At 37.7% G+C, this 25,909-nt stretch carries 22 protein-coding genes; 12 read left to right on the top strand and 10 right to left on the bottom strand.

Annotated features, from left to right (window positions below; translation table 11 throughout):
- Positions 1-22: 22 nt before the first annotated feature.
- Together BMS_RS01590 and BMS_RS01585 are read right to left on the bottom strand one after the other, a co-directional pair.
- Positions 23-340 (bottom strand): hypothetical protein, encoded by a 318-nt coding sequence (locus tag BMS_RS01590; RefSeq protein WP_014243036.1) that lies wholly within the window; start codon positions 338-340, stop codon positions 23-25.
- On the bottom strand, positions 337-1,137 hold the full coding sequence (locus BMS_RS01585; RefSeq protein WP_014243035.1) for a helix-turn-helix domain-containing protein: 801 nt from the start codon (positions 1,135-1,137) through the stop codon (positions 337-339). The genes BMS_RS01590 and BMS_RS01585 overlap by 4 nt, the downstream gene beginning before the upstream one ends.
- A gap of 178 nt (positions 1,138-1,315) precedes the next feature.
- On the opposite strand from BMS_RS01585, the gene BMS_RS01580 reads away from it, so the two are divergent.
- The 4 genes from BMS_RS01580 to BMS_RS01565 all read left to right on the top strand — a co-directional run bounded on the left by BMS_RS01580 (position 1,316) and on the right by BMS_RS01565 (position 6,949).
- Positions 1,316-2,992 carry a DUF1501 domain-containing protein gene (locus BMS_RS01580; protein ID WP_014243034.1) on the top strand — a complete coding sequence of 559 codons (1,677 nt, stop codon included), beginning with the start codon at positions 1,316-1,318 and terminating at the stop codon, positions 2,990-2,992.
- On the top strand, positions 2,989-4,926 hold the full coding sequence (locus BMS_RS01575) for a hypothetical protein (protein WP_014243033.1): 1,938 nt from the start codon (positions 2,989-2,991) through the stop codon (positions 4,924-4,926). The genes BMS_RS01580 and BMS_RS01575 overlap by 4 nt, the downstream gene beginning before the upstream one ends.
- A gap of 30 nt (positions 4,927-4,956) precedes the next feature.
- On the top strand, positions 4,957-6,339 hold the full coding sequence (locus BMS_RS01570) for a glycosyltransferase family protein (protein WP_014243032.1): 1,383 nt from the start codon (positions 4,957-4,959) through the stop codon (positions 6,337-6,339).
- A gap of 82 nt (positions 6,340-6,421) precedes the next feature.
- Complete coding sequence (locus BMS_RS01565; RefSeq protein ID WP_044557169.1) at positions 6,422-6,949, top strand: hypothetical protein; 528 nt, start codon at positions 6,422-6,424, stop codon at positions 6,947-6,949.
- Here the strand turns inward: BMS_RS01565 and BMS_RS01560 are convergent.
- Positions 6,946-7,827 carry an aldose 1-epimerase family protein gene (locus tag BMS_RS01560; RefSeq protein ID WP_014243030.1) on the bottom strand — a complete coding sequence of 294 codons (882 nt, stop codon included), beginning with the start codon at positions 7,825-7,827 and terminating at the stop codon, positions 6,946-6,948. The two genes, BMS_RS01565 and BMS_RS01560, sit on opposite strands and share 4 nt — an antisense overlap.
- Before the next feature lie 141 nt (positions 7,828-7,968).
- On the opposite strand from BMS_RS01560, the gene nhaC reads away from it, so the two are divergent.
- Positions 7,969-9,423 carry a Na+/H+ antiporter NhaC gene (nhaC, locus tag BMS_RS01555; protein ID WP_014243029.1) on the top strand — a complete coding sequence of 485 codons (1,455 nt, stop codon included), beginning with the start codon at positions 7,969-7,971 and terminating at the stop codon, positions 9,421-9,423.
- A gap of 7 nt (positions 9,424-9,430) precedes the next feature.
- On the opposite strand, the gene BMS_RS01550 is transcribed toward nhaC, so the two are convergent.
- Positions 9,431-11,008: a bifunctional metallophosphatase/5'-nucleotidase gene (locus BMS_RS01550; RefSeq protein ID WP_014243028.1), complete on the bottom strand. Its 1,578-nt coding sequence runs from the start codon at positions 11,006-11,008 to the stop codon at positions 9,431-9,433.
- A 299-nt stretch (positions 11,009-11,307) separates the two neighbouring features.
- On the opposite strand from BMS_RS01550, the gene BMS_RS01545 reads away from it, so the two are divergent.
- The 5 genes from BMS_RS01545 (at position 11,308) to BMS_RS01525 (ending at position 17,862) form a co-directional block, all read left to right on the top strand.
- A complete protein-coding gene (locus BMS_RS01545) occupies positions 11,308-11,952 on the top strand; it encodes a sensor histidine kinase (protein WP_014243027.1) in 645 nt (214 codons plus the stop codon).
- A 147-nt stretch (positions 11,953-12,099) separates the two neighbouring features.
- Positions 12,100-13,050: a methylenetetrahydrofolate reductase gene (locus tag BMS_RS01540; RefSeq protein ID WP_014243026.1), complete on the top strand. Its 951-nt coding sequence runs from the start codon at positions 12,100-12,102 to the stop codon at positions 13,048-13,050.
- A 6-nt stretch (positions 13,051-13,056) separates the two neighbouring features.
- Positions 13,057-16,776 carry a methionine synthase gene (gene metH, locus BMS_RS01535; protein ID WP_014243025.1) on the top strand — a complete coding sequence of 1,240 codons (3,720 nt, stop codon included), beginning with the start codon at positions 13,057-13,059 and terminating at the stop codon, positions 16,774-16,776.
- Between the two features lie 2 nt (positions 16,777-16,778).
- Positions 16,779-17,228 (top strand): hypothetical protein, encoded by a 450-nt coding sequence (locus BMS_RS01530; protein WP_014243024.1) that lies wholly within the window; start codon positions 16,779-16,781, stop codon positions 17,226-17,228.
- Positions 17,218-17,862 carry a hypothetical protein gene (locus tag BMS_RS01525; RefSeq protein WP_157868210.1) on the top strand — a complete coding sequence of 215 codons (645 nt, stop codon included), beginning with the start codon at positions 17,218-17,220 and terminating at the stop codon, positions 17,860-17,862. Before BMS_RS01530 ends, BMS_RS01525 begins: the two co-directional genes overlap by 11 nt.
- On the opposite strand, the gene BMS_RS01520 is transcribed toward BMS_RS01525, so the two are convergent.
- Both BMS_RS01520 and BMS_RS01515 read right to left on the bottom strand, forming a co-directional pair.
- Positions 17,859-18,332 carry a hypothetical protein gene (locus BMS_RS01520; RefSeq protein ID WP_014243022.1) on the bottom strand — a complete coding sequence of 158 codons (474 nt, stop codon included), beginning with the start codon at positions 18,330-18,332 and terminating at the stop codon, positions 17,859-17,861. The two genes, BMS_RS01525 and BMS_RS01520, sit on opposite strands and share 4 nt — an antisense overlap.
- Before the next feature lie 11 nt (positions 18,333-18,343).
- Positions 18,344-18,688, bottom strand: a complete 345-nt coding sequence (locus BMS_RS01515; RefSeq protein ID WP_014243021.1) for a hypothetical protein — start codon at positions 18,686-18,688, stop codon at positions 18,344-18,346.
- 151 nt (positions 18,689-18,839) lie between these two features.
- Here BMS_RS01515 and BMS_RS01510 point away from each other — a divergent pair, with 151 nt between their 5' ends.
- A complete protein-coding gene (locus tag BMS_RS01510) occupies positions 18,840-19,610 on the top strand; it encodes an endonuclease/exonuclease/phosphatase family protein (protein ID WP_014243020.1) in 771 nt (256 codons plus the stop codon).
- Here the strand turns inward: BMS_RS01510 and BMS_RS01505 are convergent.
- Positions 19,600-20,499 carry a phosphatidylserine decarboxylase gene (locus BMS_RS01505; protein WP_014243019.1) on the bottom strand — a complete coding sequence of 300 codons (900 nt, stop codon included), beginning with the start codon at positions 20,497-20,499 and terminating at the stop codon, positions 19,600-19,602. The genes BMS_RS01510 and BMS_RS01505 overlap by 11 nt on opposite strands.
- A 118-nt stretch (positions 20,500-20,617) precedes the next feature.
- Here BMS_RS01505 and BMS_RS01500 point away from each other — a divergent pair, with 118 nt between their 5' ends.
- Entirely contained in the window at positions 20,618-21,679 is a 1,062-nt protein-coding gene (locus BMS_RS01500; protein ID WP_014243018.1) for a S1C family serine protease, read from the top strand.
- On the opposite strand, the gene BMS_RS01495 is transcribed toward BMS_RS01500, so the two are convergent.
- The 3 genes from BMS_RS01495 to BMS_RS01485 form a co-directional block, all read right to left on the bottom strand.
- Entirely contained in the window at positions 21,676-23,739 is a 2,064-nt protein-coding gene (locus BMS_RS01495; protein ID WP_014243017.1) for a hypothetical protein, read from the bottom strand. The two genes, BMS_RS01500 and BMS_RS01495, sit on opposite strands and share 4 nt — an antisense overlap.
- A gap of 87 nt (positions 23,740-23,826) precedes the next feature.
- Positions 23,827-24,852: an ABC transporter permease subunit gene (locus BMS_RS01490; protein ID WP_014243016.1), complete on the bottom strand. Its 1,026-nt coding sequence runs from the start codon at positions 24,850-24,852 to the stop codon at positions 23,827-23,829.
- Positions 24,849-25,889 (bottom strand): ABC transporter permease subunit, encoded by a 1,041-nt coding sequence (locus BMS_RS01485; RefSeq protein ID WP_014243015.1) that lies wholly within the window; start codon positions 25,887-25,889, stop codon positions 24,849-24,851. Before BMS_RS01485 ends, BMS_RS01490 begins: the two co-directional genes overlap by 4 nt.
- Positions 25,890-25,909 lie beyond the last annotated feature (20 nt).

The following is a 25,909-nucleotide window of genomic DNA, read 5'->3' as shown; positions in this document are numbered from 1 at the left end:
CTCCAGACTTGCCAATTATTTTTTATTTCTTAAAGAATTCTTTAATTTCGTCGGCCTTAATAACTGTTCCGTCTTTTAGAGTCAGCTCATAAAGGTCAGAGATTTTAACTTCTACTGGATCTGCCTGAGTGATTTTTCCACCACCAGTTCCATTCCCGGACATAGCTTCAGCGACAATTCTAACGTCTCCATTTTGCCTTAGCCTCATCTGTTCCTCTAAAGACTGTCTTTGCTCAGGCTTGACTCCTCCGCCACCGCCTGAACTGCCGACTCCTCCTTTTGCCACAACGTTAGAAGCTGAAAAGAATAATAAAAAGGTCACTGCTATAATTTGTTTCACTGTAAACCTCCAACATTAATAGAATGCTGTTTTCCAGCGCCCGTAGCAATTAAAGAATCGACAGCAAGACCATAGAAGAATTTATCGTTTCCTTCTAGATCAGGGTCACTCAAAATTTCTGATATTTCTCTCTGAGCTTCTTTCATTACGCCAATAATACGCTTCAACGCTTTCTCTTTATTAATTCCGATTGAGCTATAAGCGATATAGTTTTCACCTGATAACATGTTTGAACTGTCAAAACACTGATCAACAGAGTAAGATAACAAATTCTTCAACGTCTCAAACGAAGTATTCAAAATCTTATCATTCTTCCCAATCACACCATCTTCCTCAACGAGGTGGCCCTTTTCAAGAAGGTATTCTAATTCAGAAAGACCCTTGCGACCGAACTCACAGAGAACTTCTTCTCTAGTAGTTCCATCACCTGTTAGTGCCAACAAGATAATAAGGAACTTGTCCTTATCGTTTAGGTGACATTCGAGGTCCTGGGAAATGAACTCCGTGTTTCTTGTGTCGTAGACTTCTCTATAAGTCTCAGCAATTGAAGGATAGTTGGCATCGAGATATTTTAAGATATCACCCGATGCGCCTGTTCCTCTAAGAACTTTTAAAACTTGATCAATTGTAGGAACTCTTACATCCCCATTCTCAATTCGGTTCAATGACGATGACGTCATATTGAAACGTCTTGCTATTTGCGCTCCACTTAAGTTCGGGTGCTCCTTTTTATAGGTCCGAATTCTCAGTGCAAGCGCATCAACAATTGTCTCATTGTTAGATACTGCTGTTTCCATAAGCATTTTGCCCTCACGTATATCGTTGTTGGGTATATACATAGCAAATAACCGAAATTGACCGAATAGAATTTGAAAATATTATATATTTATCAAGAGATTTTAATGTTAGGCAGACAACCTACTGAAAACAGGAAAAATATCGAATTATTCTCTCAATATCGTATATACTAAGTATATGAATAGAAAAGAATTCCTCTCCCTGCTCCTACTGTGCGCAGCTACACCAAAGTCCTTGGCCAACTATGAGGACCAAGACAATCCGAAGCGGCCATCCGCTACTTCTTCAGAGATGAATTACATTCTATTTAGCCTCTATGAGTCTCCTCCAAGGTGGCTCTTTGATCTCCCGCTTAAACCAACAGATAAATCAAAGTTTAAAAGCTCTCCTATGATTGGAACTGAGTTTATCGATGAGCAAGTTCAATACAAGACCATACAGCACCACGGTTTCTATCTTTCATCACTACTTGGTAATGAGATTCCTACAAGTAATGGCCCAGCAGTTAAAATGAAAGAGGTTTTAAATAATGCCCTCGTAATCCGTGGTTGTAATATGAATAAAGATGGCCACGATACGAACTCTAAAGTTTTAGAGTCCTCAAGTGAAGGACAGGTTAGTCTTGGTGGTCAAATTGCTAGCACAAGTCAGAGACCATTTAAGGCCATTGCAGTAAATGGAAATCATGCTGACCTATATAAGGGAGTCATTTCATCCTTCAAAACACCAAGTGGGATTAGCGCTACAAATTGTGTCGATGACCAGAATTATATTAAGCAAATACTCGATCTTTTTAAAAATGATAAAGAAATAAATAGCGAAGAAACTATTAAAACTTTCCTTAGCTCTTTAAGTGAGAAACTTAAGACAAGAGATAGTTTTCACTATCAAAAAATTAATAAAATCAGCAAACTTCCATTTGAAAAAATCTATAAAGAATTTGAAACCCTAAATGCGAAGTACAACAAGCTTATTAAAGCTGCTCACAAGAATTTTAAATTAAAAAATATAACAGACACAGAAATTAAAGGTGTTAAGTTTCCCGCAACATTTCAAATTAATGAAGATAAGTCCACTGACCCACTAGACTACTTGGGAGCGTACCAATTCTTAGATCACATTCTAACAGACAATGATCTAAACAATATTTTCAAAGAGATAAACTACGAATTGCTTGCACAGAGATTTGCGCTGATTGAAATTTCACTAAAGTTTAAACTTACAAATGTTCTAATTATAAATATTGATCCATTTGATAATCTTAAAATATCACAAGCGGCACCACTAAACTCCATTACTCATAAAATAGATGGGGATAAAATTACTTTCTCCGCTAATAAGTCTCTAGGCTTCACTAGTAGTAAAAAGAAGAATTTAGAATTTACAAATGATGCTCACTATATCGGAACTCTTCCGGCCCTCATTGGCTATAGTAAAATCTATCACCTCTTTTCTACGTGCCTCTTTGAGCTTCAAAACACTTTAAAAATCTCTGGGGAATTTAACAAAACTTTAATGCATATTACGAGTGAATTTGAGCGCTCCCCTCAGAAGAATCAAGCGGGAAGTGATCATGGCTGGCAAGGTCACACCTCTACCCTAATAAGTGGAAAGATTAATAACTTCAATATTATTGGATCCATAAAAGAGAGTTCTAGCAATATATTAAAGGATCACTTCTGCACTTGGGGAGAAGCAAATTATCACCCAGGACTTCACAGAGAGATGCGATATGGAGACATAATCACGACTATCGCTGATATTTTCAAAGTAAAATCTACAGAAGGAGGAATCAGTCTAGTAAAAGAGGACCCCAAAGGAAATATCCTTCCTAAATTCAAGGAGGATATATGAAGAGAGTACTCCTTTGTCTGATTCTTATTTCATCTACTCACTCAGAAGAATTGTATTCAAATAGATTTCTAACAGCATCTATTCTAGAGGGAATCTATGGGCCGAGTTCTAAAGATATTATAGAGGACAATATTCTCTCTAGGCCAAATTCATTTGGCGGTCCCTGTTCTTTAATGGAGAAAATTGAAGTTCAAAAAGAGGATCAACTTATAAATAAGTCGAGTCGATTCTATTGTAGAAATGGTATTTCAGAATCTAAGATCTCTCCATTTTCCACAGACTTTCAATCAAGATTTGCACTGACAAAGAAGGCCTGTGATCAATTAGCAGAAAATAAAGATGTATCAAATTACTTGTACAATTCTCTTTCAAGTGCAAATAGCATCGAAGACAAGATCTCGAAGCTCATTCTCAAATTCTACCCAGATATGAGAAACTCCTCTAATTTTGCGAATCAAATTAAAACACAACTTCTAAACTCAAATACATTAAGATTTAATTTCCTTAAAAAGTATTCTCTCACAAAGGGCCTATTCTATAATTTAAACTCAAAGAGTATAGTAGAAAAAGCATCTCATCTTCTCTGTGTCTCAGAGAAATGGCAGAAAATTTCAAAATCAGATAATGATCTTCAAAAGTATATTAAATGCCACAAAATCTTCACCGGAACATCTCCAAAGAACGACAATAAGAGACTTATTGCAATTAAAGAGAAAGAGATGAGCGCAGAGATGGCCTGCCAAGAATTAATCGAGACAGCCAAACTAGGAAAAGAGAGTAAAATAGCAACTCCTTTAAAAAACCTTGAAGGCCAAAAAGTATTAAGAACATTTCAATCTTTCCATAACTCTTGGTTTCCCAATTATATGGCCTACATGGCGGATGACTCTCCTATTCTCTACGATATTGTAGAGCTTGAGGAGCCTGCTTTTTTCTTAACCAGAGCATTATTTAACTCTAACTTCTCCTATTCAACTATTGTTCAAGGAAGTGACACATTAAAAGGTATCAGAGAATCAGATCACAACTCAGACTTCTTAATCACAGCAGGAAGCGATGAGAAAATAAAGAAGAGAGAAGAGTATAAAGTCATGCTCTCAAAAACTGATTCAACGACATGGTCTCCCACACATCTAGATAGAGGAACTCTTATTGGTGTAACAGAGGTTAAAACGAAGGACATTCTTCCCGCCCATAGTAACCAACTATTCTTTCCTGTTTTCTCATCTACTCCGGTAGATATTCATAAAAGTATTGGAGGAGGAATTCTTGGAAGTAATTCATATATTCTTTTTAATAATGGTAGGCCTCACGGAAATATTTCAGATGGAAAAAAAGTGCTCATGAGGGCCTATTCAAAGAACCTAATTAGAGACTTACTTTGTAGAGACCTTCCAGTAATTTCTCCCGAAGATTCTATTGGCTTTATAAATAAGAAATCAAAGCTAAGCTGGAGCCAAGATAAGAACTGTATGTCCTGTCATGCGACAATGGATACTATGGCCGGATTGCTTAGAAATGCAGAATTAATTATTAATGATGTCTCAGAACAAGGAAGCTCCCATATCAAGTATCACCAAGGGACAAAGAGTGCACCAAAGAACGCGATGCTCTTTGATACAATTAAAGACTATCATCTCACTAAGGCAAGCGGCTCCTTTGTTTATAGAGATATCGAAAATAACTTCATAAACACTAAAGTTAATAACCTAGATCAACTTGGCTCACAAATTTCTAAAACAAGAGATTTCTACGCCTGTGCTACAACACGCTACTTCAAATTCCTCACTGGTAAGGATATCTCAATTACCCAAATTAATGATCTCAAAGATTCCGAGTTGAAAGAGTTTATTAATACTGAAATCTCCAATTTTAAACAACACCAAGATTTACAGACGCTCATAAAACGTATAATTTCTTCTAAATGGTTTTAAAATTCTCAATGAAGGTAATTGGATTAAGCTATGACAGATCAAAAGAGAATTTACTTATTGTCCTTTTTTGTTTTTATTTTAACATCACTCTTATCCATCGGCTTTCTTCATCCAGATGAGCAGTACTACACCCTAGACTTCGCATTTTACAAACTCGGCATCCTTGATCAGCTACAGACTTGGGAGCTAGAGACAAAAATTCGCCCATGGACACTTCCCTACCTCTACGTTGCTCTACTCGCACCTTTTAAGTTTTTAGGACTAGAAAATCCATTCGCGCTTGCAACTATCGCAAGATTATTTTCAGCATGCCTAGGATTTTTTACTCTGTTCAAATTTATACAAATCTATAAAGAGAAGCTTCCAAAAGTACAGAGCACACTCTTTGAAATATTTGCCCTTTTCTTTTGGCCAATCGTCTTTATGAGTTCAAGGACCTCTTCCGATAATATTTCGACGTGTGTTCTACTACTCGGATTCTTAACAATTCAAAAGGAAATTTCAAAGAAGAGTCTTTTACAAGGAGGGCTTCTCCTAGGACTTGCTTTCTCACTCAGGCACCAAACGGGAATTCTTTCTCTGGCCTTTGGACTATGGATACTCATCAGAGAAAAAATGTGTCCCATCACATGGCTTAAGTATTTCGCGAGCTCAATAACAATAGGAGTTCTCATTGGTCTTGGTTTTGACTTTCTAGGTTACTCTCATTTTACTCTAACACCTATTAACTACCTTACAGAAAACCTTATAAAAGATAAGATAAGCTCTTTTGGCGTTAGCCCTTGGTGGGGATACTTCTCACTTACTTTAAAGAAATTAAATATTTTTGGACTTCTCTTTATTGCTAGTTCATTAGTCTTCATTAAAAAGTTCCCTAAAAGCTTAGAGGCGACACTCTTTATCGCATTCTTTATTTTCCACAGTATGATTGGACACAAGGAGCTGAGGTTTATTTACCCACTGCTTTGGATCTCCTTGTATATGTGCTTTAGGATTATAAATTTTAAAAATTATAAGAGAGTATTTATATTTCTCTTTTCCATTAACTTAATAGGTGTTGCAATCGTTAGCTTTAAGCCGGCCTATACACCCTTAAAGTTTTATAAATTTCTCTATCACTTTAAAGAGGGCTCTCCCCTTACTGTGCATATTTTTAAAGATAGAAAAGGCCGCTACCCTGAACTTGAAATGGAAGTATACAAGAGAAAGCAGCTCACCCTAACAAAGGATCAAATCCCTACAGCGGGAAGCTTCTACACTTTTACAACAAAGTATAGCGACCTAGAACAACTTCGAAGAAGTTATAACTGTGAGCTTAAATACCTTTCCTATCCTGAATGGGTTCTAGAGTATAACTTTTTTAAATGGAGAGATCGCTCAAATATATGGGCACTCAATCATTGTTCACAATAATATCAAACACTTAAAAAAGTGCGTTTGTCACCATGTCTGCATAAGAGCTGTGAAGTATCCAATACTTACACAAGGAGATGAAATGATTAACGCATTAAGGTATACTGAAGAACTAGAGAAGGCCGGCTTTACTTCAGAGCAGGCTAAAGTTTCTGTCAAAACTTGGATGGATCTTATGAATGCAAACTTTGCAACAAGAGAAGACCTTAAAGATCATCAATACGTAACTTCTGCGCAGCTCAAAGATATGAGTCACTTTATTGATAAGAGATGCGATCAACTTGAAGATAAATTCGATAAACGTTGTGATCAAATCGAAGATAAATTCGATAAACGCTGTGATCAAATCGAAGATAAATTTGATAAGCGTTGTGATCAAATCGAAGATAAATTCGATAAACGCTGCGATCAACTTGAAGATAAATTCGATAAGCGCTGTGATCAACTCTCTAAAAGATTTGATGATGTCGATTTAAGATTTGAGCGTGTCGAGGATAAGATTGAACGCCTCGATGATAAAGTTGAGCGTTTAGAGTCAAAAGTTGTTAATAAGCTCGGAGCACTTATGATTATCCTCTTTGGCTTGGCGACAACAATCATGAAAGTTTAATTTACAAAAATCGAATAACTACTCTGAAAACATTTTCCCGACTCTAAGGTGATTAATCCCTCTTTCTCAAAGAAATCATTCTTAGAGTCTACTCCATCGGCAACACCACTCCACGGCTCAATTGAAACAAATGGCGCTCCATCAGGGGCCCATAGACCGAGATAGGGACAGTGCTCAAACTCGACGACGACAGATCTTGAGTTTGATGTATTCTTTAAGCTTACCTTAGAAGAGGCAATATCCTTAAAGATTAGAGCATCATGCTTAAATAACTTCTCAGTTAAAGGAATCTTTTTTCCTTTAAACATTCTTCTATCTGGAGCCCCATGAAAATTAACTAACCCATTTTCTAGATAGTAAGCTCCACCATACTCCTCTTCTTCAAATTCAATATAATAATCAGAAGCCTTATCCCCTTCATCTAGAGGTACATTAAAAGCTGGGTGCGATCCTATTGAGAAGAGCATATCTCTTCGATCTACATTTCTCACTTCGTAGTCGACAAAGAGCTTTGGCCCATAAACTTTAAACTTCACTTCTAGAACAAACTTAAAAGGGAAAACCTTCAAAGTTTCTTCAGTATACTCAAGCTTGAAGTGTGCTGAGTCCTTCTCCGCTCTGACAACTTGAAATTCCATATCTCTAGCAAAGCCATGTTGAGACATTGAGTAATACTTATTCCCCATGCGGTACTTATCATCTAATAACTTTCCTACAATAGGAAAGAGAATGGGAGCCGAGCGCTTCCACCACTTCTCATCAGATTGCCAAAGGTATTCTTTATATGACTCTGTATCCAGTAAGCTCTTGAGCTCTGCCCCAGAGGTAGAGATTTTTGCTTGTATGTATTCACTTGAAATTTCGACTAATTCTGACAAAGCTCACTCCTAAGCTAACATCAAATATTCCTCCATTTTAGCAAAGAATTAAAATTCATTCCACGATCTTTTATATATTTGATTTTTGCCAAAGAGTGTCATTCCCTCTAAGATGGAATAAATAAAAAACAAGGAATTTAAATGCAAAGTGCTAAGAAGCCAGGTCTCATGGTGTCACTCATCCCCGTAATCATCCTCATCTTTCTACTCGTTATCAATGTAATTATATTTAAAGATGATGCTACCGGCGGAGCCAACCAAATCGCCCTACTAACCACCGCCTTCATTACCGCCCTCATTGGAATTTTCCACCTAAAAGTTACATACGATCACATAGAAAAAAGAATTATTCACTCCATTACGACTTCCCTTTCAGCACTGATTATACTCTTTGTTGTTGGTACGCTCATTGGTATTTGGATTCTCTGTGGAACAGTTCCGGCCATGATCTACTTCGGTCTAAAGCTCATTAACCCTGCAGTCTTTCTTCCTGTGGCCTGTATTATTTGTGCCATTGTCTCACTCTCCACAGGGTCCAGTTGGTCCACGACCGGAACAGTGGGAATTGCCCTAATTGGTATTGGAGAAACTCTAGGTCTTCCGTCAGGGGCAGTTGCTGGCGCTGTTATATCGGGATCATACTTTGGAGATAAAATGTCCCCTCTTTCTGATACTACAAACCTCGCCCCTGCAGTTGCTGGGGTAAATCTCTTTGATCATATTAGACACATGGTTTACACCTCGGGACCTGCTATTATTCTCGCAGTTATTGGCTTCACAATTCTTGGATTCAGCTACGAGACTCATAGCTTAAATACTGAAACTGTTGACCTTATGCTTTCAACCATTCAAGAGAAGTTTGATATTTCTCTTTGGCTCTTCATTCCACCTATAATCGTACTTATTCTTGTTAGAAAGAAAGTTTCTGCACTACCGGCCATTACGATTGGTGTTTTCATTGGGATTATTACGGCCCTCATTTTTCAAAGAGATATGATGGTTGAGTTAGCTGGAGGTGATAGCAGTCTTCAGGCCTACTACACTCTTATAACAAAAGTTACTTACGAAGGTTTTATCATTGATACAGGACACGAGACGATTAACTCTCTTCTTAATCGTGGTGGAATGAGTGGAATGCTCTCTACTGTTTGGCTTATCTTTTCAGCAATGGTCTTTGGTGGGTCACTAGATGCGACAGGAATGCTAGAGAAAATCTCTAGTGCGATTTTAAAGATGGTAAGAGGAACGGGATCACTAATTGGTGCAACTCTTGGAAGTTGTTTAGTTCTAAACGCAACTGCATCTGATCAATATCTTGCGATTGTTGTTCCGGGGAAAATGTTTAGCGATGCTTATGATAAATATGGACTAGATAGGAGAAATCTCTCTAGAGCACTTGAAGATGCAGGAACTGTGACTTCTGTTCTGATTCCTTGGAATAGTGGTGGTGCCTATAATTCAGCAACACTAGGAGTCGCGACGCTGACTTATCTTCCATATTGTTTTTTCAATTTACTCTCTCCAGTTATCTCACTTTTATTGGCGACGATGAACTGGACAATTATCAAGAAGATTGAAGAAAAAGAGCAGCTCTAGGCCGCTCTTATTTTATACCTGGGATATAACCTCGATCGATTTTTTCGCCATTACTTTTACGGCCATAATCATCGAGGTAATTCTCATCTAATATTTTAATTCTCTCCAATTTATTTTCCATAGTTTCCCACATTGAAATTCCAGAATCTTCACCATCCTTTAGAATTAACTTTGTTAACTTGCTGATGGAGTGTCCTCCTCTAACAATGGCTTCTGTGAAACTTACAGAGTAATCTCTAAATGAGCTTATCTTCTCACCTTTGTAGCGAAGGTTTTCAATTACGTAACCTTTGTCAGTCTCTCTCTTAACGTCAAAAGTAATCCCTGAAACATAGAGCGGAAGACCTGTTCTCATAACAATTTTAAACAGAGTTTTAACAAGAGCACCATTTAAGTTTGCAGTATAAACGTTGTATCCATACTTATGATCAAATTCAAACGTTCTTGGGTTTCCATTATAAAGATCACGTCTCGTAATATTTGAGTGTGTTGGATAATTGAGTCCAGAGAGAGGCTCCACGTGAATTGAGAAGTCTACTCCAGTCTGCTCTTTCATAGAGTCGTTAATAAAGTGTCCCCATATATGCTTATTACCACCTTCTAGAGGTGACTTTAATTCACTTCGCCCAACGACTTCTTGAAGCCAATCTTCTCCATACTCTTCATAGAGATCTTCATTGGCCTCTTCTATTTTTGCCAATACTTCTAAGTCTGGCTCAGCGACAACAGGTAAGAGCTCATAGTTATCAACAGATAATTTCTTATCTTCTGCATTCCAATCGAGATTTAGCTTCCCTAAGAAACGTCCATGAAAACCTGTTTGGACAATAGGAATATTTTTTCCAAGCTTATTCTCTACGTATAAAACTTCCTCTAAAATATGGTGAGAATGCCCACCAACAATAGCATCAACCTCAGGGCACTTCTTTGCTAATTTCTTATCCTTACTAAGTCCCATGTGAGTAAGAGCGATGATGACATCATTACCTCTTTCTCTAAGAATTTCTGTATACTCCTTGCATGTATCGTATTCATCACGAATTCCACCTTCATTAATTCTCCACTTATAAAGAATATCGTTTGTCGTAAGTCCTAAAATAGCAATCTTCACTCCGTTATATTCGTACTCAGTATATGGCCTTAGTTGTTCTCTAATATTTTGAAACCTATCTGTTGTGAAGAGGTTTGCGCCTAAGAATGAAAAACTAGGCTTCACATCACCGAGGATCGAGTCCAAGTCATCTGTCCCCATCAAGTAATCGTGATTACCAATCGTGACGACATCAAAGCCAATCATATCGTGTAGCTCAAAAACTTTTCTTCCCTTGTCCGCCAGGTAGTAGATATTCCCCTCTAGAAAATCTCCGGCATCCATTGTGAGATTGAAAACTCCCGCATCACTTGCCTTCTTTTTCTCAGAAGAGATTAAAGTCTTTAATCTGGCGTAACCACCTTGCTCTTCTAAGTGATCAGTGTGGTCTAGATGTGAGTGCAAATCATTTGTATGAAGGATTTGAATCTTGGTAGCCTTGGCCGCAAAGGTAAAAACAGTGGCCAGAAGAACTAGGAGTAGTTTCTGAGTCATTATAAGCCTCTTTGAAAATAGATTTCTATAACTTCAAATCGGCTAGCCCTTGGCCAAACTCCAATTTTGCTCCTCTCACGATGAGAGAATGGATATATTTTCCCGCCATATACAAAGATCCTGTCCCACAATAGATGCATATTTCACATACAAATCAACGCATTTTTAAATACTTAACCCATATCACCATGGGACGCATCCCAGCATGACAGGAGGCGTTTGACTCAGCGAGGTATTTTATTGCCCTCCAGCAACACTTACTTTATTTATTGTCTCAGAAAATAAAATAGGGAGAGACAATGCAACCACAGAATTTACACATTCAACAATTCAAGCACGATATGGCCTCACCAATGAGCGTATTAAAGACAGTTTTTGAGACCAATGACGGATGGAGCGAAGATCAAAAAGAGATTATCTCCATGACGATGAAAAGGCTTGAGAAGCTCGTATCGAATTTGGACTCTCACGAAGAAACAAAGCAGATTTCACCATATAAATTAATTGACCAAATTATTAAGGAAAAAGAAGTCGAGTATCAAAAGCAAAATATATCTTACAAAATTTCCTTTGCAAGCAATGCTAAAAATTCTCTTTGTAATATTCAGGCCGAAGAATTTAAGCGCGTTATTTCTAATATTTTAAATAATTCAGTCAGCGCGATTTCAGACCAGGGCTTTATCAGAGTCAAAGGCATTATCAAGAATAATAGACTCATTATATCCATTACTGATAATGGACATGGAATTTCACCTGAGCAAATTTCAAAAGTATCAGAGTTGGGCTTTAGCTCAAAAGACTCTAGTGGCCTAGGCCTCTACCACGCTAAGAAAGTTATAACAAAGTGGAGAGGTAAGTTAAAAATAAGTTCAATCTTTAATCTTGGGACTAAGGTCTCACTGATTATTCCTATATCACCTTCTATAAACACACTTTGTGCCTAAAGATCTCACCATCGCCTGGGTAGCTAATATTTAAGCTACTCCAGGCCCTTTCCTATCCTACTTTTTTTGAATATACACCTATCAAAAATGTCCTATCAGCTATAGAATAGAAGCTTAAATTACTTCTATAGAATAGGTATTCAAGAAATGAAAATCATCGAACATTTAGATCGTGCAAAAAATAAAGAATTACTTTGTAGCTATGAGATTGTTCCTCCGCCAAGAGGACGCTCAGTTCAAGATATTATTGATATCGTTGAGGCCCTTCAGCCCTACAACCCACCTTGGATTGATGTCACAAGTCATGCGGCTGGAGCTTTTTATAATGAAAAAGCTGATGGTTCGATTGAGAGAAAAGTTTTCAAGAAGAGACCTGGAACAATTGGTATTTGTGGAATTATTCAAAATAGATTCAATATCGATACTTGCGTTCATCTTCTCTCACTTGGTTTCACTAAAGAAGAAACAGAAGATGCTCTTATTGAACTAAACTTTCTTGGTATTCACAATGTCCTCGCACTTAGAGGTGACGCCCCCAACTACAATAAGAAGATTGATACTGGAAGGCATACAAATAATTATGCAATTGATCTTGTTAGACAAATTGATGGTATCAAAAAAGGCGAATATATTTCTGATATCTCAGGAGCAAGACCTCTAGACTTCTGTACCGGTGTTGCAGGATACCCTGAAAAACATTTTGAAGCTCCGAATATGAAGTTTGATATACAGATGCTCAAAGCAAAAGTTGATGCGGGAGCAGAGTATATTACAACGCAGATGTTCTTTGATAATGAAAAGTATTTCAGTTTTGTTAAAGAGTGCCGCGACGCTGGTATAACTGTTCCAATAATTCCAGGAATAAAGATTATTAAGAGTGTAAGACAACTGGCCTCTATTCCAAAACATTTCTACGTGGATTTTCCAAATGAATTTGTAGATGAAGTTATGTCTAATCAAGACCACGTAAAAGATATTGGTCTAGAGTGGGCCATAAAGCAATGTGAAGGTCTTGCTGACTTTGGAGTTCCTTGCCTTCACTTCTATATTATGAATGATACTGAATCGGTCATTAAGGTTGTTAAAAAATTTAGGTAAGTATAAATGTCAGAATTAAAACCATATACAACAATGGGTAATGAATTACTCGAGCTATTGAATAAAAGAATTGTTTTCATGGATGGAGCTATGGGAACAATGATTCAGCAATATAAGTTAGAAGAAGAAGACTTTAGAGGAGAGAGATTTAAAGATCACGCTAGTCCACTAAAAGGAAATAATGATCTTCTCTCTCTTACACGCGCCGATATTATTGAAGAAGTTCACTTCAAGTACCTCGAGGCCGGTTCTGATATTATCGAGACAAATACGTTTAGTGCGACAAGAATTGGGCAGGCGGATTACCATCTAGAGGATCTTGCTTATGAAATAAATGTTGAGTCCGCTCGCATTGCTAAAAGAGCATGTGAAAAGATGATGCAAAAAGATCCTACAAGAAAATGCTTTGTTGCCGGAGCTCTCGGCCCAACGAATAAGACGGCTTCCATGTCACCAGACGTAAACAACCCTGCTTACAGAGCAGTTACATTTGATGAGTTAGTTGAAAATTACTATCAGCAGGCCAAAGCTCTTTTAGAAGGTGGAGCTGATATCCTACTTCCAGAAACAACTTTCGACACTTTGAATATTAAGTGTGCGATCTTTGCTATTGATAAATTATTTAATGAACTAGATTACAGAGTACCAGTAATGTTATCAGTAACAATTACTGATGCATCAGGAAGAACTCTATCTGGTCAAACAATTGAGGCCTTCTGGAATTCAGTTAGACATGCAAATCCACTTAGTGTGGGTATCAATTGTGCTCTTGGTGCTAAAGAAATGCGTCCTTATATGGATCGTCTTTCGCAAATTGCGGACTGCTATACAAGTTGTTATCCAAATGCAGGTCTTCCCAATCCGCTGAGTGATACAGGGTATGACGAACTACCTATTGATACAGCAACATTCTTAGAAGATTACGCAGACTCTGGCTTCTTAAATCTTGTAGGAGGATGTTGTGGGACAACACCTTCTCACATTAAGGCGATTAGAGAAAAGCTTGAAGAGAAAAAGCCAAGAGTTAAGCCAACTCTTAAAGAAGTGATGAACCTCTCTGGTCTTGAGCCTCTCTATATTGATAGAGAAGATCAGTCTCGCCCATTTTATATGGTTGGAGAAAGAACTAATGTCACGGGCTCTCCAAGGTTTGCAAAGCTTATTAAAAATGGTGACTTTGACACAGCTCTTGAAGTAGCGAGGCAACAGGTTGAGAATGGTGCCAACATTATTGATATCAACTTTGATGAAGGTCTCCTCGACTCCAAAGCATGTATGATCAAATTTATGAATCTCGTAGCATCAGAGCCTGAGATTTGTAAGGTTCCCATAATGATTGATAGTTCAAAATGGGAAGTTATCGAAGAAGGTCTTAAGTGTATGCAAGGAAAGGGAATCGTAAATTCCATTTCTTTGAAAGAGGGGGAAGAGAAGTTTATTGAGCAAGCAAAGCTTATCAAATCCTATGGTGCGGCCACTGTAGTCATGGCCTTCGATGAAGAGGGGCAAGCCGCTGATAAAGCAGATAAAGTTAGAATTTGCCAAAGGGCCTATAAGATATTGGTTGAAAAAGTTAACTTTGACCCTAGAGATATTATTTTTGACCCAAATATTCTAACCGTGGCCACCGGAATTGAAGAGCATAATAATTACGCTCTTGATTTTATCGAAGCGGTAAAAGAAATTAAGGAAACTTGTCCAGGAGTTCTAACAAGTGGTGGAGTTTCAAACGTTTCTTTTTCATTTCGAGGCAATAATGTCGTAAGAGAAGCAATTCACTCATCATTTCTCTATCACGCGATCAAGGCCGGATTAGATATGGGAATTGTAAACGCCGGGATGCTTGGTGTTTACGAAGATATTGAACCTAATCTCCTACAATTGGTGGAAGATGTTCTGTTAAATAGACATCCAGATGCCACAGAGAAGCTAGTAGACTTTGCTGAGAAGATTAAAGGTTCGGGAAAGAAGAAAGAAGTTAAAGATGACAAGTGGAGACATGGAACTCTTCAAGAGAGAATGACTCACGCCCTTGTTAAAGGTATTTCAACTCATATTGAAGAAGATACAGAAGAAGCCAGACAAGAATTAGGAATTCCTCTCAATGTTATTGAGGGACCTTTGATGGAAGGAATGAAAGTTGTGGGAGAGCTTTTTGGCTCAGGGAAAATGTTCCTACCTCAAGTTGTTAAATCCGCCAGGGTAATGAAGGCAGCCGTCGCTTATCTTGAACCATTTATGGAAGAAGAGAGAAAGAAGAATGCCAATGCTAGAAAGCAGGGAACATTTGTCATCGCTACTGTTAAAGGTGACGTTCATGATATCGGAAAGAATATTGTTGCAGTTGTTCTCGCTTGTAATGGCTACGAAGTCATTGATCTAGGAGTCATGGTTAGCTGCGAAGAAATTATTAAAAAGGCCAAGGAGCACGACGCCTGTATTATCGGAATGAGTGGACTGATTACCCCTTCTCTTGATGAGATGATCTATAACGTAAAAGAATTTGAAAGGCTCGGTTTTAGCTGTCCAATTATGATTGGAGGGGCCACAACAAGTAAGGCCCACAATGCAATCAAGATTGCTCCACACTATAGTGGACCAGTCGCCCAAGTTGGAGATGCTTCTCTCGTTGTAGAAGTATGCTCAAAACTCTTGAACCCTACAACTGCCCCTGCTTATACGAAAGAGCTTAAAGAGCATCAAGCAAAGCTAAAAGAGCGTTTTGATCTCGGCAAGCAGGATCAAAGTAAATTAGTATCTTTAGAGCAATCTAGAGAGTGGAAGTTCATTTGTGACTGGGAAAAGCAAGAGATTGCCACTCCAAGCTTTACTGGAATAAAGAAGTATCTAGATGTATCGCTTGAGGAAATTGTTCCTTATATCGATTGGTCACCTCTTTTTTGGACGTGGCAACTTAAAGGTACCTATCCTAAAATTTTAAATAATGAAAAGTATGGTGAGCAAGCAAAGTCTTTATTTAAAGATGCTAATATTATTTTAGAAAAAGTTATTGCAGAGAAGAGATTCTCACCTAAGGCCATTGTATCAATTCACAAAGCCAACTCTATTGGCGATGATGTTGAAGTCTACGATGATAATGGAAAGAAGATTGAAACATTTCATTATCTAAGACAGCAAAAAGAAAAGTCGGAACATAAGCCTCACCTCTGCCTTAGTGACTATATTGCGCCAAAGGAATCTGGAAGAGAAGATTACCTCGGAAACTTTGTTGTAACAATGGGACATGAAGTTGAGGAGTTTGCAAAAATCTATGAGCAAAGAAACGATGACTACAACGCCATTATGGTTAAGGCCATTGGAGATCGTCTTGCTGAAGCCTTTGCCGAATATATGCACAAAGTAATAAGAGATGAGTTTGGTTATGGAAAAGAAGAGAATTTCAGCAATGAAGATCTCATCAAAGAGAAGTATAGAGGGATAAGACCTGCACCAGGCTACCCTTCTTGTCCAGACCACACAGAGAAGCCTATCATGTGGGACCTTCTAAATGTAGAGAGTGAGATTGGTGTTTCTCTAACAGAGAATTGCGCAATGAATCCTCCATCTTCAGTCTCAGGACAGTATTTCTGTCACCCTGGTGCTAAGTACTTTACGCTCGGCCCGATTGCAAGAGATCAAGTAGAGAACTACTCTAAGAGAAAAGATATGGAAATTAAGAGAGTTGAGAGATGGCTTGCACCAAATCTTGGCTATAACCCAGAGTAAAAGTGAAAGAAGTGTTAGAGTCAGCAATAAAAACAAAGAATAGTGATGAAGAACTTTGGTACAAGAGCGTTGAAGCTGCTAGACAAATTATTCACACTAGAGATTTAAGTGATGATGAGTTGGTAAAACTCGCCCTCTCAAGTGAAACTCCAAAGTCCTTTAATATTCTCGTAAAGTATATTTATAAATTTACTCGCTCTAACCCCGATGGTCATAAGGCCATTGAAATACTTTTTAACTCCGTTGATGGATCGACATACTCTTTAAAAGAATGGACCGTGGCCATAGAGTTCTTCCACCACTGGTTAGAGAAAGAAGAGAGAGTAACCAGTTGGCCAACAATGTTGGGTTATCTATGTTGCTGTAGTGAATCTCCAGAGGGAATTGATGTGCGCCATGAGCTCGTTGACCTATTAAGAGATATGCTAGAAACCTATGGCTATGATGGATAAACTCCTACCCATCACTGGAATTGGAAGCCTTCCTCACACAGATATTGAAAGTGCTGTAAACTTTTCTCTAAAATTTGATATTCCCTTTCTACCAGAACTTACAAAAATAGAATCTTCTCTAAAGATTCATACTATTGAAGACTTTAAGTGTTTTGATTTTTTTATCCAAAAAGTAAAAGAAGTTGGGACATTTAAAACACAATGCTTTCATGACTCCAAAAGAGAGTTCATGAAAAGGGAAATTCACTTTATTGATGATCCTCAAATGAAGATGAAATCTCATGCTTCACCAATTGCTCTACACTGCTGCAATAAAGTGACTATGGAATATATAACTTCAAATAATATTACTCACCTCTCATTTGATGCGAACTTAATCGAAGAGCCAAAAGAGTTTATCAATGAATTACTGGCCAGAGGTATTACGCCAATTGTAGGAGTGGTGAGCACGCATGATGAGAGTATTTCTCTATGCCACAATTTTGAATATTGGAAGCCGGTGCTTAGAGATAATGTATTAAATTGTTGGCTAGCACCCGCCTGTGGCCTCTCCAGATACACAGAAGAAGAGGCCGAAGAGGTTTTAGAACTACTGCAAGAGACAAGAAGGGAATTACTAAGAGCTATTAGTTAGGCTCCCTTTAAAGAAATCATATCTCGATAATTTGAGTAGCCCCAATAGACGACTTTCATATTTTTAACATTATCCACTTCTTTTTTATTTTCATAGATATCATTAATGAGCTTCTCAACTCTAGCCAGTTCAATATTCAATAACTTCTCTTCAAGTTCACTCAAGTAAACTTTCCTAAGATGTAGGGCCTTTTCTTTATGCATTAGATCAACGCTTGAGCAAAGTAGATCTCTAATTTCTTGTTTTATATTTTCCTTTTTATTAACTTCATTTTTCCAGAGAGAAGTATTACTTAAGTCAATAGAGTATTCTTTATTCTTGTACTGTATTAAATTATTAATCAGGAGTTCAGGAATAATATTATTAATCATCGAATTATCTAGACCTGTTGACTCCAAGATCTTATCGAGAGTTTTTGCTCCCTTTGAAATGGCTTCCAGTACATATCTCTGCTCAATTAGTAAATCCATATGCGCTCCCCTTATGCTGCTTTTTCTTGAATTTTTATCGTTCTTCGTAAGTTCACTCTTCTCATTTTTCTCTTCATCATCTGCGCTAATTCGCTAATTTCACTCTGCTCTAGCTGAAGTTCACATTCATGAGCAATACTTTGTAAGCTCTCTGATGAGTTTGTATTCGATAGAGTAAGAATCCTCTCCTTTAGAATTAAAAACTCAGACAATCTCATATCCATTCCATTTAAAAGTCTAAAGAACCTTGTTTTTTGAATACCTGAGTCTCTTGAAAGATTTGCTATTGTTGGCTTCTTAAACATCGCCATATATTGCTCTAATAAATCTTTCTGTATTTCTTCAACATTGACCATTGCTCTCCCCTATTTGAACATTGATTCTGCCCCTTGCGGGCGATTACTAATGATGTAAAGCAAGTGAGGTGCCAACTTTAATATTTGCTAAAGCGTTGATTATTCAATAACCTTTAAATAAGCGTTCTCAATATGAAACACAGGGTTCTAAATGTTAAAAGTAGCGAGTACAAATATTAGATTCGATAATCCTGCTGACGCCCCAAATGACTGGGCGGGACGAAAGTCTCTACTCAGTGAGCTCATAAATAACTTTGCTCCCGATCTACTCGGAACACAGGAAGGAAGAGAGCCTCAATTAAAAGATCTAGATCAACTTCTACCTGCCCACACTCTGATTGATGGTCACCGCTCGTGGATAACAGAGAGAATGTACCCATGTATTTTCGTTAATCCCCTCACAGTAGAGGTAAAAGAAAGCGGAGATATTTGGCTGAGTGAAACACCTTACGAAGCCGGAACAAAGTCTTTTGACTCTGCATTTCCTAGACTCTGCACTTGGATTCATGGAGTATTTAAAGATACAAAGAAAGAGTTTATTTACGTTAATACTCACCTTGATCATGTAAAATCTCACACGAGAAGATCACAGATTCAAGTTCTCATATCAGAGATAAAGAAAATAAACACTAAGAGCCTCCCAATTATTCTCACAGGAGACTTTAACGAATCACCTGCTGAAGATGTCAGGGAAGTTATCAATAGAGAGTGGACAAATCTCTACGATGCTTGGCAATTTCTTGGTAAAGAAGAAGAAACAAGCTTTCATAAATTTGATGGTGTTCACGACGAGGGAAGTAGAATCGATTGGATACTTACGGATCGTTTCTTTAAAACGAAATCAATTGAAATTATCAAAGAACATAGAGAAGAGATCTATCCATCAGACCACTTCCCTGTCTTTGCAAGCTTTACTTACTAAGCCCGACTTCATCACCGAGTTGAATATAAGTCTCCATACCTTTTTCTGTATACTCTAGAATATCCTGGCTTGGAGACCACTTTCCTTTTTCGCCAATAACGATGACAGTTGAACCTCCAAAGAGAAAATAGCCTTTCTCCTCTCCTCTTTTAAAGTCCGTTAAGTCAGTACTTTGCTCAATTCTTCCCACACAAATGGCGCCTACCTCAACATAGGCCAACTTACCAAAGTTCTCAGTCTCCATGATTGTGACTTCACGAATATTAGTAGAGAAGATATCTTGTTTCTCTTTTAAAGCAATTGGATTCACAGAGTGGTAAAGACCACCAACTTTATAGTGATCAAGAACCTTACCATCATCTGGAAAGTGGAAACGATGATAGTCCACAGGACAAAGTCTCGCCAATAAAAGAGGACCATCCGTAAATGTCCCTTCCCACTTTGAGTTAGCAAGAAGCTCCTTTGCATTTAGAAACTTTCCTTTAACAGGGATTAATTTATCATCAGTAATACTTTCATATCCAAAATACCTTGCCTCACTAAAGGCCGGCATAATATTTTTAGCCATATTGATTCTTCTAGCTCCCTCTCTAAATTTACGTATAAAGAAAGCATTGAAGCTTGAGTAAGAATCTGCACCCGTCTGGCCTTCCTCAGGCAAGAACTCTTCCATCTTAATATCGAAATTCTTGATAAAGCCTGGGACTTTTAACCTACTTATTGGAAAACTCTGAAGCGCACCGTAGAGAACACTAATAGGGGCCTTAACCAAAGGAGCAGAGAGAAACTTTCCCAAACTGGACTGGTATAGCCATTTCACACCGGCATCACCGTAGACCTTCTCTACCTCCACATTTTGATTCCCTCTATTAAAGTATTGAATTTCCAAGATTTTTCTCCCAGTTGACAGTATTTTTACGCAAAGCTTTCTTGCAGATAGAAACGAAATTCATTATATCTATATAAAGGAAGTCCATCAACTAAACTCAAAGATATGGAGTGTAATTTTGAAAAGTATTAAAGCAGTCATTTTAATTTTTTCCTTATTCTTATCCTTGGCCTCACAGTCATCAGAAAGTTCCCTCTTACTTGAAGACGAGAAAAATACGGTTTCCGTTTTTGAGAGTACTGTTAAGAGTGTTGTTAACGTTACCAATATAAAAAAGGCACGAAGAGGTTTCTTTGACTACGATGCTACAGAAATCCCAGTAGGTGCAGGTACTGGCTTTGTCTGGGATACTGACGGGCATATCATCACAAATTATCACGTGATAGAAGGTGGTGATAGTTTTCTCATAACTTTCCACGGAGACAAGAAGCAATATAAGGCCAAGCTTGTTGGAAAAGTTAGCAATAAAGACGTTGCAGTTTTAAAGTTAGTAGAAAGACCTAAGACTCTCTATCCAATTAAAGTCGGTGAATCAAAAATATTAAAAGTTGGACAAAAGACCATGGCCATAGGTAATCCATTTGGTCTCGACCATACAATTACAAGTGGAATTATATCTGCTCTTGATAGAAAGATTATGGGAATTGGAAACGTTAGAATCTACGGAATGATCCAAACAGATGCCTCAATTAATCCAGGTAATTCCGGTGGACCTCTCCTAAACTCTAGAGGCCAGCTCATTGGTATGAATACTGTGATCTATAGTAAGTCAGGATCAAGTGCAGGAATTGGATTTGCTGTACCAGTTGCTATCATCAAAAGGGTCGTTCCCGATCTTATTAAAAATGGAAAAGTTACTAGACCAGGTATCGGCATTGGACCTGCGAGTGAATACCAAAAGGCTAGACTCGGAATAGAAAAAGGGATTGTCGTTCTCTATGTTGACCCAGAAGGTGGTGCAGGCAAGGCCGGACTACAAGGTTTCACAAGAGATCAATATGGTCGTCACTATCCGGGAGATATAATTTTGGCGATCGACAAAAAGAACGTAAATACAATTGATGATATCTACCACGTACTTGAAGCATACAAAGTTGGAGATATTGTTAAAGCTGATATCTTGCGAGAAGGTAAGATAATTACCAAGGAAATTAAACTTATTCCGATCAATGATAATTAATAGGTCGCAGGATTAAACATATACATCGTATTCCATAACCCCGGGCTTTGATAATAGCCTGGGGAATAATTAGAATAAGGATAGTACCCGTAGTTATACATAAGCGGGTTGTAATATGAAGGTTGTTGAGTTTGATACTTTGAACTAAAGTAATTCGGAATGGCCTTAGAGATTGAATCAGTTAGCTGATCTGCATAGGCAGAGCTACTACTAGAAGATCTAAACACTCTATCGTCGTCTTCATCCTCGTCATCATCATTATAATCTTCATTAACGATAAGACAGCTCGTACTTCTGACGACTGCTCCATTACTAATCAACTTTATAGTAACCCTATCTTGTAACTTATCTCTTCTAAGCGTACAAAAACCTTGGATTGAATCTTTCCCCTGTTGAACATCAGAACAGCTAGCTCTACTGGCCTCAACCTCAACCTTCATCAATTTACTAATATACTCTTCTTGACCAATTCCAAGAAAGTTATCATTACCTGCAAATTTCATTAAGCGGTACTGACATCTTCTATTTCCCTTTATGATGTCAAAGAAGTAATTATCACCAGCAATATACTTATCAATGGAAATATTTTTTGAATCAACCACTTTAGAATTGTGAAGTAAATCAATCTTCAAGCTATAAGATTCATCTTCTTTCTTTGATGAAATAAGTGATTGCGATTTAGAATACGTAAACTCATGACTTGGATCTGTCGTGATATTTAATTTAATTCCATATTCATCAAATGAGGATGGACTAATTTCTTCACCATCACCTAGAACGACAACCTGATCATCCTGAGAAAGTGAATCAGCATTACTTCTTGTCAGCTTAAGTGAAAATTCTTCGAACGAGCCAATCTCGACGCGTTTAACCTCAACAACTGAACCTGAATAAGTGGCCTCGACAGAGTATGGCTCAAGAAGCTTCTTACATTTTAAAATTTTTATTTTTGAAGATATGACAGTGCAATTGTCGTTAGTGGCGAACTCCACCTTGGCCAATTCCTCTAAACTATTTTCACTGGAATCATAGAAGAACGCTTGAACAATTTTAAACTGAGCGCTTTCATCAGGTCGAAGCTTAAGTTCAAAGCCATGACTTGGACTCAGATCTAGAGACATCTCTTCACTTGTTTTTCCCTCTGGGATAACTTTTAGAGTATATGTTTCAGAAGGTGCTTCACAGATAATTCTCGTCCCTTCCCCCTTACACTCTCCAGATACAATTTCAAAGTTCTCACTTGAGAGGATTTCGTCTTCTTTACTTAATGACTTCTTCTCTATTTCATATTCATAAGTTTTCCCCTCAACTGGATTAAGGGAATATCCATCTTTAGAAGAAACCTCTAAAACGATGTCATCATTTAAATTTTCAACCCTAAGGTTTAACTCAATACTCTCACCTAGTACTGCTGTACAGTTAAACTCTCTCTTAAGGCCTCCCTCAAGATCGCAATTTCCACCAACGACTTTTAGTTCGAAGTTCGTACTTGAAAAGAGCTCATCTTTCATATTGATGCGAACTCTCTTTTCAACTTTATATGGATTGGGATCAACTTCTTCTAACTCCATTTGAGGAATATTTTCGAAGATATTATCGAGAAAGCTCTTTAGCTCTCCAATGCGACCACTATTAAATTTAATCTCATTTATTGAACAAATAGGTGCCGCTTCATCTAGGTACACAGAAGCTGATTGGCAGACGAGGTTAGAATCCTCAGGAAAAAAGAAAAGGTGCCCTCTAAGGACCTCATAATCTGTCCCACCCCTGGCCTTTGATTTAACAAACTCACTCGCAGCTTGTTCAAATAACTTCATAGACTCAGAGCCTGCCATTGCATCAATTGAAGTATTTAAAACCATCTTAAAGCCATGCTCAGTCGGTTTACCAAGAAAGCCAAATGTCTTAAATAGCTCTAAGTTAGAATTCTCTGAAAACTTCTCTTCTAGAAAGCGGTGAAAGTCATCATTGTATTGATTTAATATCCTTTCTTCGCAGGTTATAGCACCTGCTTGCAAAGTAAAAATGAATAGAAGTATAGATAATAAATAAACTCTCACAGTATCCTATCGGAATTACTGTGAGCAAAATTTAGCTGTTTATTAAAGAAAAAGCCCTCAAAATGAGGGCTAAAGTATTAAGATCTCTTAATTTTCTGAAAGTTTTGGGTCCATTGCATCTCGAACACCATCACCAATAAGAACTAGTAGAAATAGTGTCGCCGCTAGGGCCAGACCAGGATAAACTGCCAACCACCATGCAATAGTAAAATTCTTCTGCGCTTGGGCCAAAAGCTCTCCCCAAGATGGAGTTGGAACCGGAAGACCAAATCCTAGGTAATCAAGAGAAGCCAGTCCCATGATATGACCAGAGATTGCAAAAGGCGTAAAAGTAATTATAGGCGAAAGCGAGTTTGGAAGAATATGCTTAAAGATGATTCTTCCATTCTTAGAACCCATCCCTCTAGCTGCTTCAACAAATTCTTTCTTTCTATTCTTTAAGAACTCCCCTCTAACATAGTAGCTAATCGGAATCCATGAGAAGAGACATGAAATGATGATAAGCATTCCCAGAGAAGGACTAAAGATATCAATTAAGATAATAAGTAAGAAGAATTGCGGAACAGTACTTAGAACTTCGATGGCCCTTTGAGTGAGAATATCAACTCTTCCACCAAAGAAACCACTAATTCCACCAACAACAACACCTAACAAGAATGTTATAAACCAGACGGCGACAGCATAAACAATACTATATTTGAAACCATAGAGAACTCTAGTGAATACATCGCGTCCTCTATCATCTGTTCCCATAATATTATTTTCAGTAGGTGGTGCTGGATAATAATCTACTTCACTATTACTTTCGTTAGGATTCCACTTAATAATTGGCCAGATAGCTGTATCGTCATCTGACAATTCAAGTTTTCGGTAGTTCATTATTAACGTTGTCTTTATCCCAAACTCTGTTGGATGATATTGCTTAAAGACAGGAAAATAACTTGTTCCCTTATAATTTAAATAAAGAGGTCTACTATTTGCGATCAATGGAGCCGCAAAAGTTAAGACTAAACAAATAATAAAAATAACCGCTGACACAACCGCAGGTCTATTTCTCTTAAAACGTCTCCACCTCTTAAGTGTTAATTCATTTTTAATTCGTTTTTCAATCATGAGAAATCTATCCTTGGATCAACGAGAACATAACAAAGGTCACTTATTAAGTTACCAACGAGCATTATTAAAGACTGGATAAACACAAGCCCCATAATAACATTATAGTCTCTCTCGAGAAGTGATTGATAACCTAGTAGACCCATTCCATCTAATTGGAAGATTGTTTCAATTAGAAGAGAACCTGCAAAGAACACTGCCAAGAAAGAACCGATCCCTGTCACAATTGGAATCAAAGCATTTCTAAGAGCATGCTTTAAATAAACAACTTTTTCACTTAGACCTTTTGCTCTAGCAGTTCTTACGTAGTCCTTTTTAATTTCCTCAATAAGTGAGTTCTTCATCAGAAGAGTTAGAACTGTAAACTGACTAATCATGTAAGAGACAAGTGGTAAAATAAAGTGATGAGTTCTATCTACGATTTTTCCCCAAAGATCTAAATCATAGTAATCGTCTGAGTATAACTCACCCACAGGAAACCACTCAAAGAAAGCTCCACCAGCAAGGAATACAATAAGGATAATACCTAACATAAACCCTGGAATTGAATACATTCCAGATAAGACAACACTTGAGATCATATCAAACTTAGTTCCATTCTTAATGGCCTTAATCACACCAAGAGGAATACAAATCAAATATGAGAACAAGAGAGAAACAATACCAAATTGAAGAGAGACCGGAAACTTACTAGAGACAACGTCTAGTACTGGCTCTTCGTATGTGAATGACTCTCCAAAGTCTAGCTTTGCAATATTCTTAAGCCAAATCCAATATCTAACATGAACAGGCTTATCAAAACCATATTGCTTTTTAAGTGCCTCTAAAACTTCTTCACTTATGGCACTATCTTTACTGGTATTATTCATACCAGCATTACCACCGCCATCTGAACCAACTCCACCAAAACGCATTTGTTGAATTTTCTGCTCAATTGGCGAACCTGGCGCAACATTTATAATGGCAAATGTCACTACAGTGATCCCTAAAAGAACAGGGATCATCAGCAGGATTCTTCTTAAAATATAATTAAACAACTCTAACTCCTATCAGCTTC

It is taken from the genome of Halobacteriovorax marinus SJ, from assembly GCF_000210915.2.
Classification (GTDB): Bacteria; Bdellovibrionota; Bacteriovoracia; order Bacteriovoracales; family Bacteriovoracaceae; genus Halobacteriovorax; species Halobacteriovorax marinus.
Note: the sequence above shows the minus strand (reverse complement) of the source record. Positions and strands in the feature narration are given on the sequence as shown.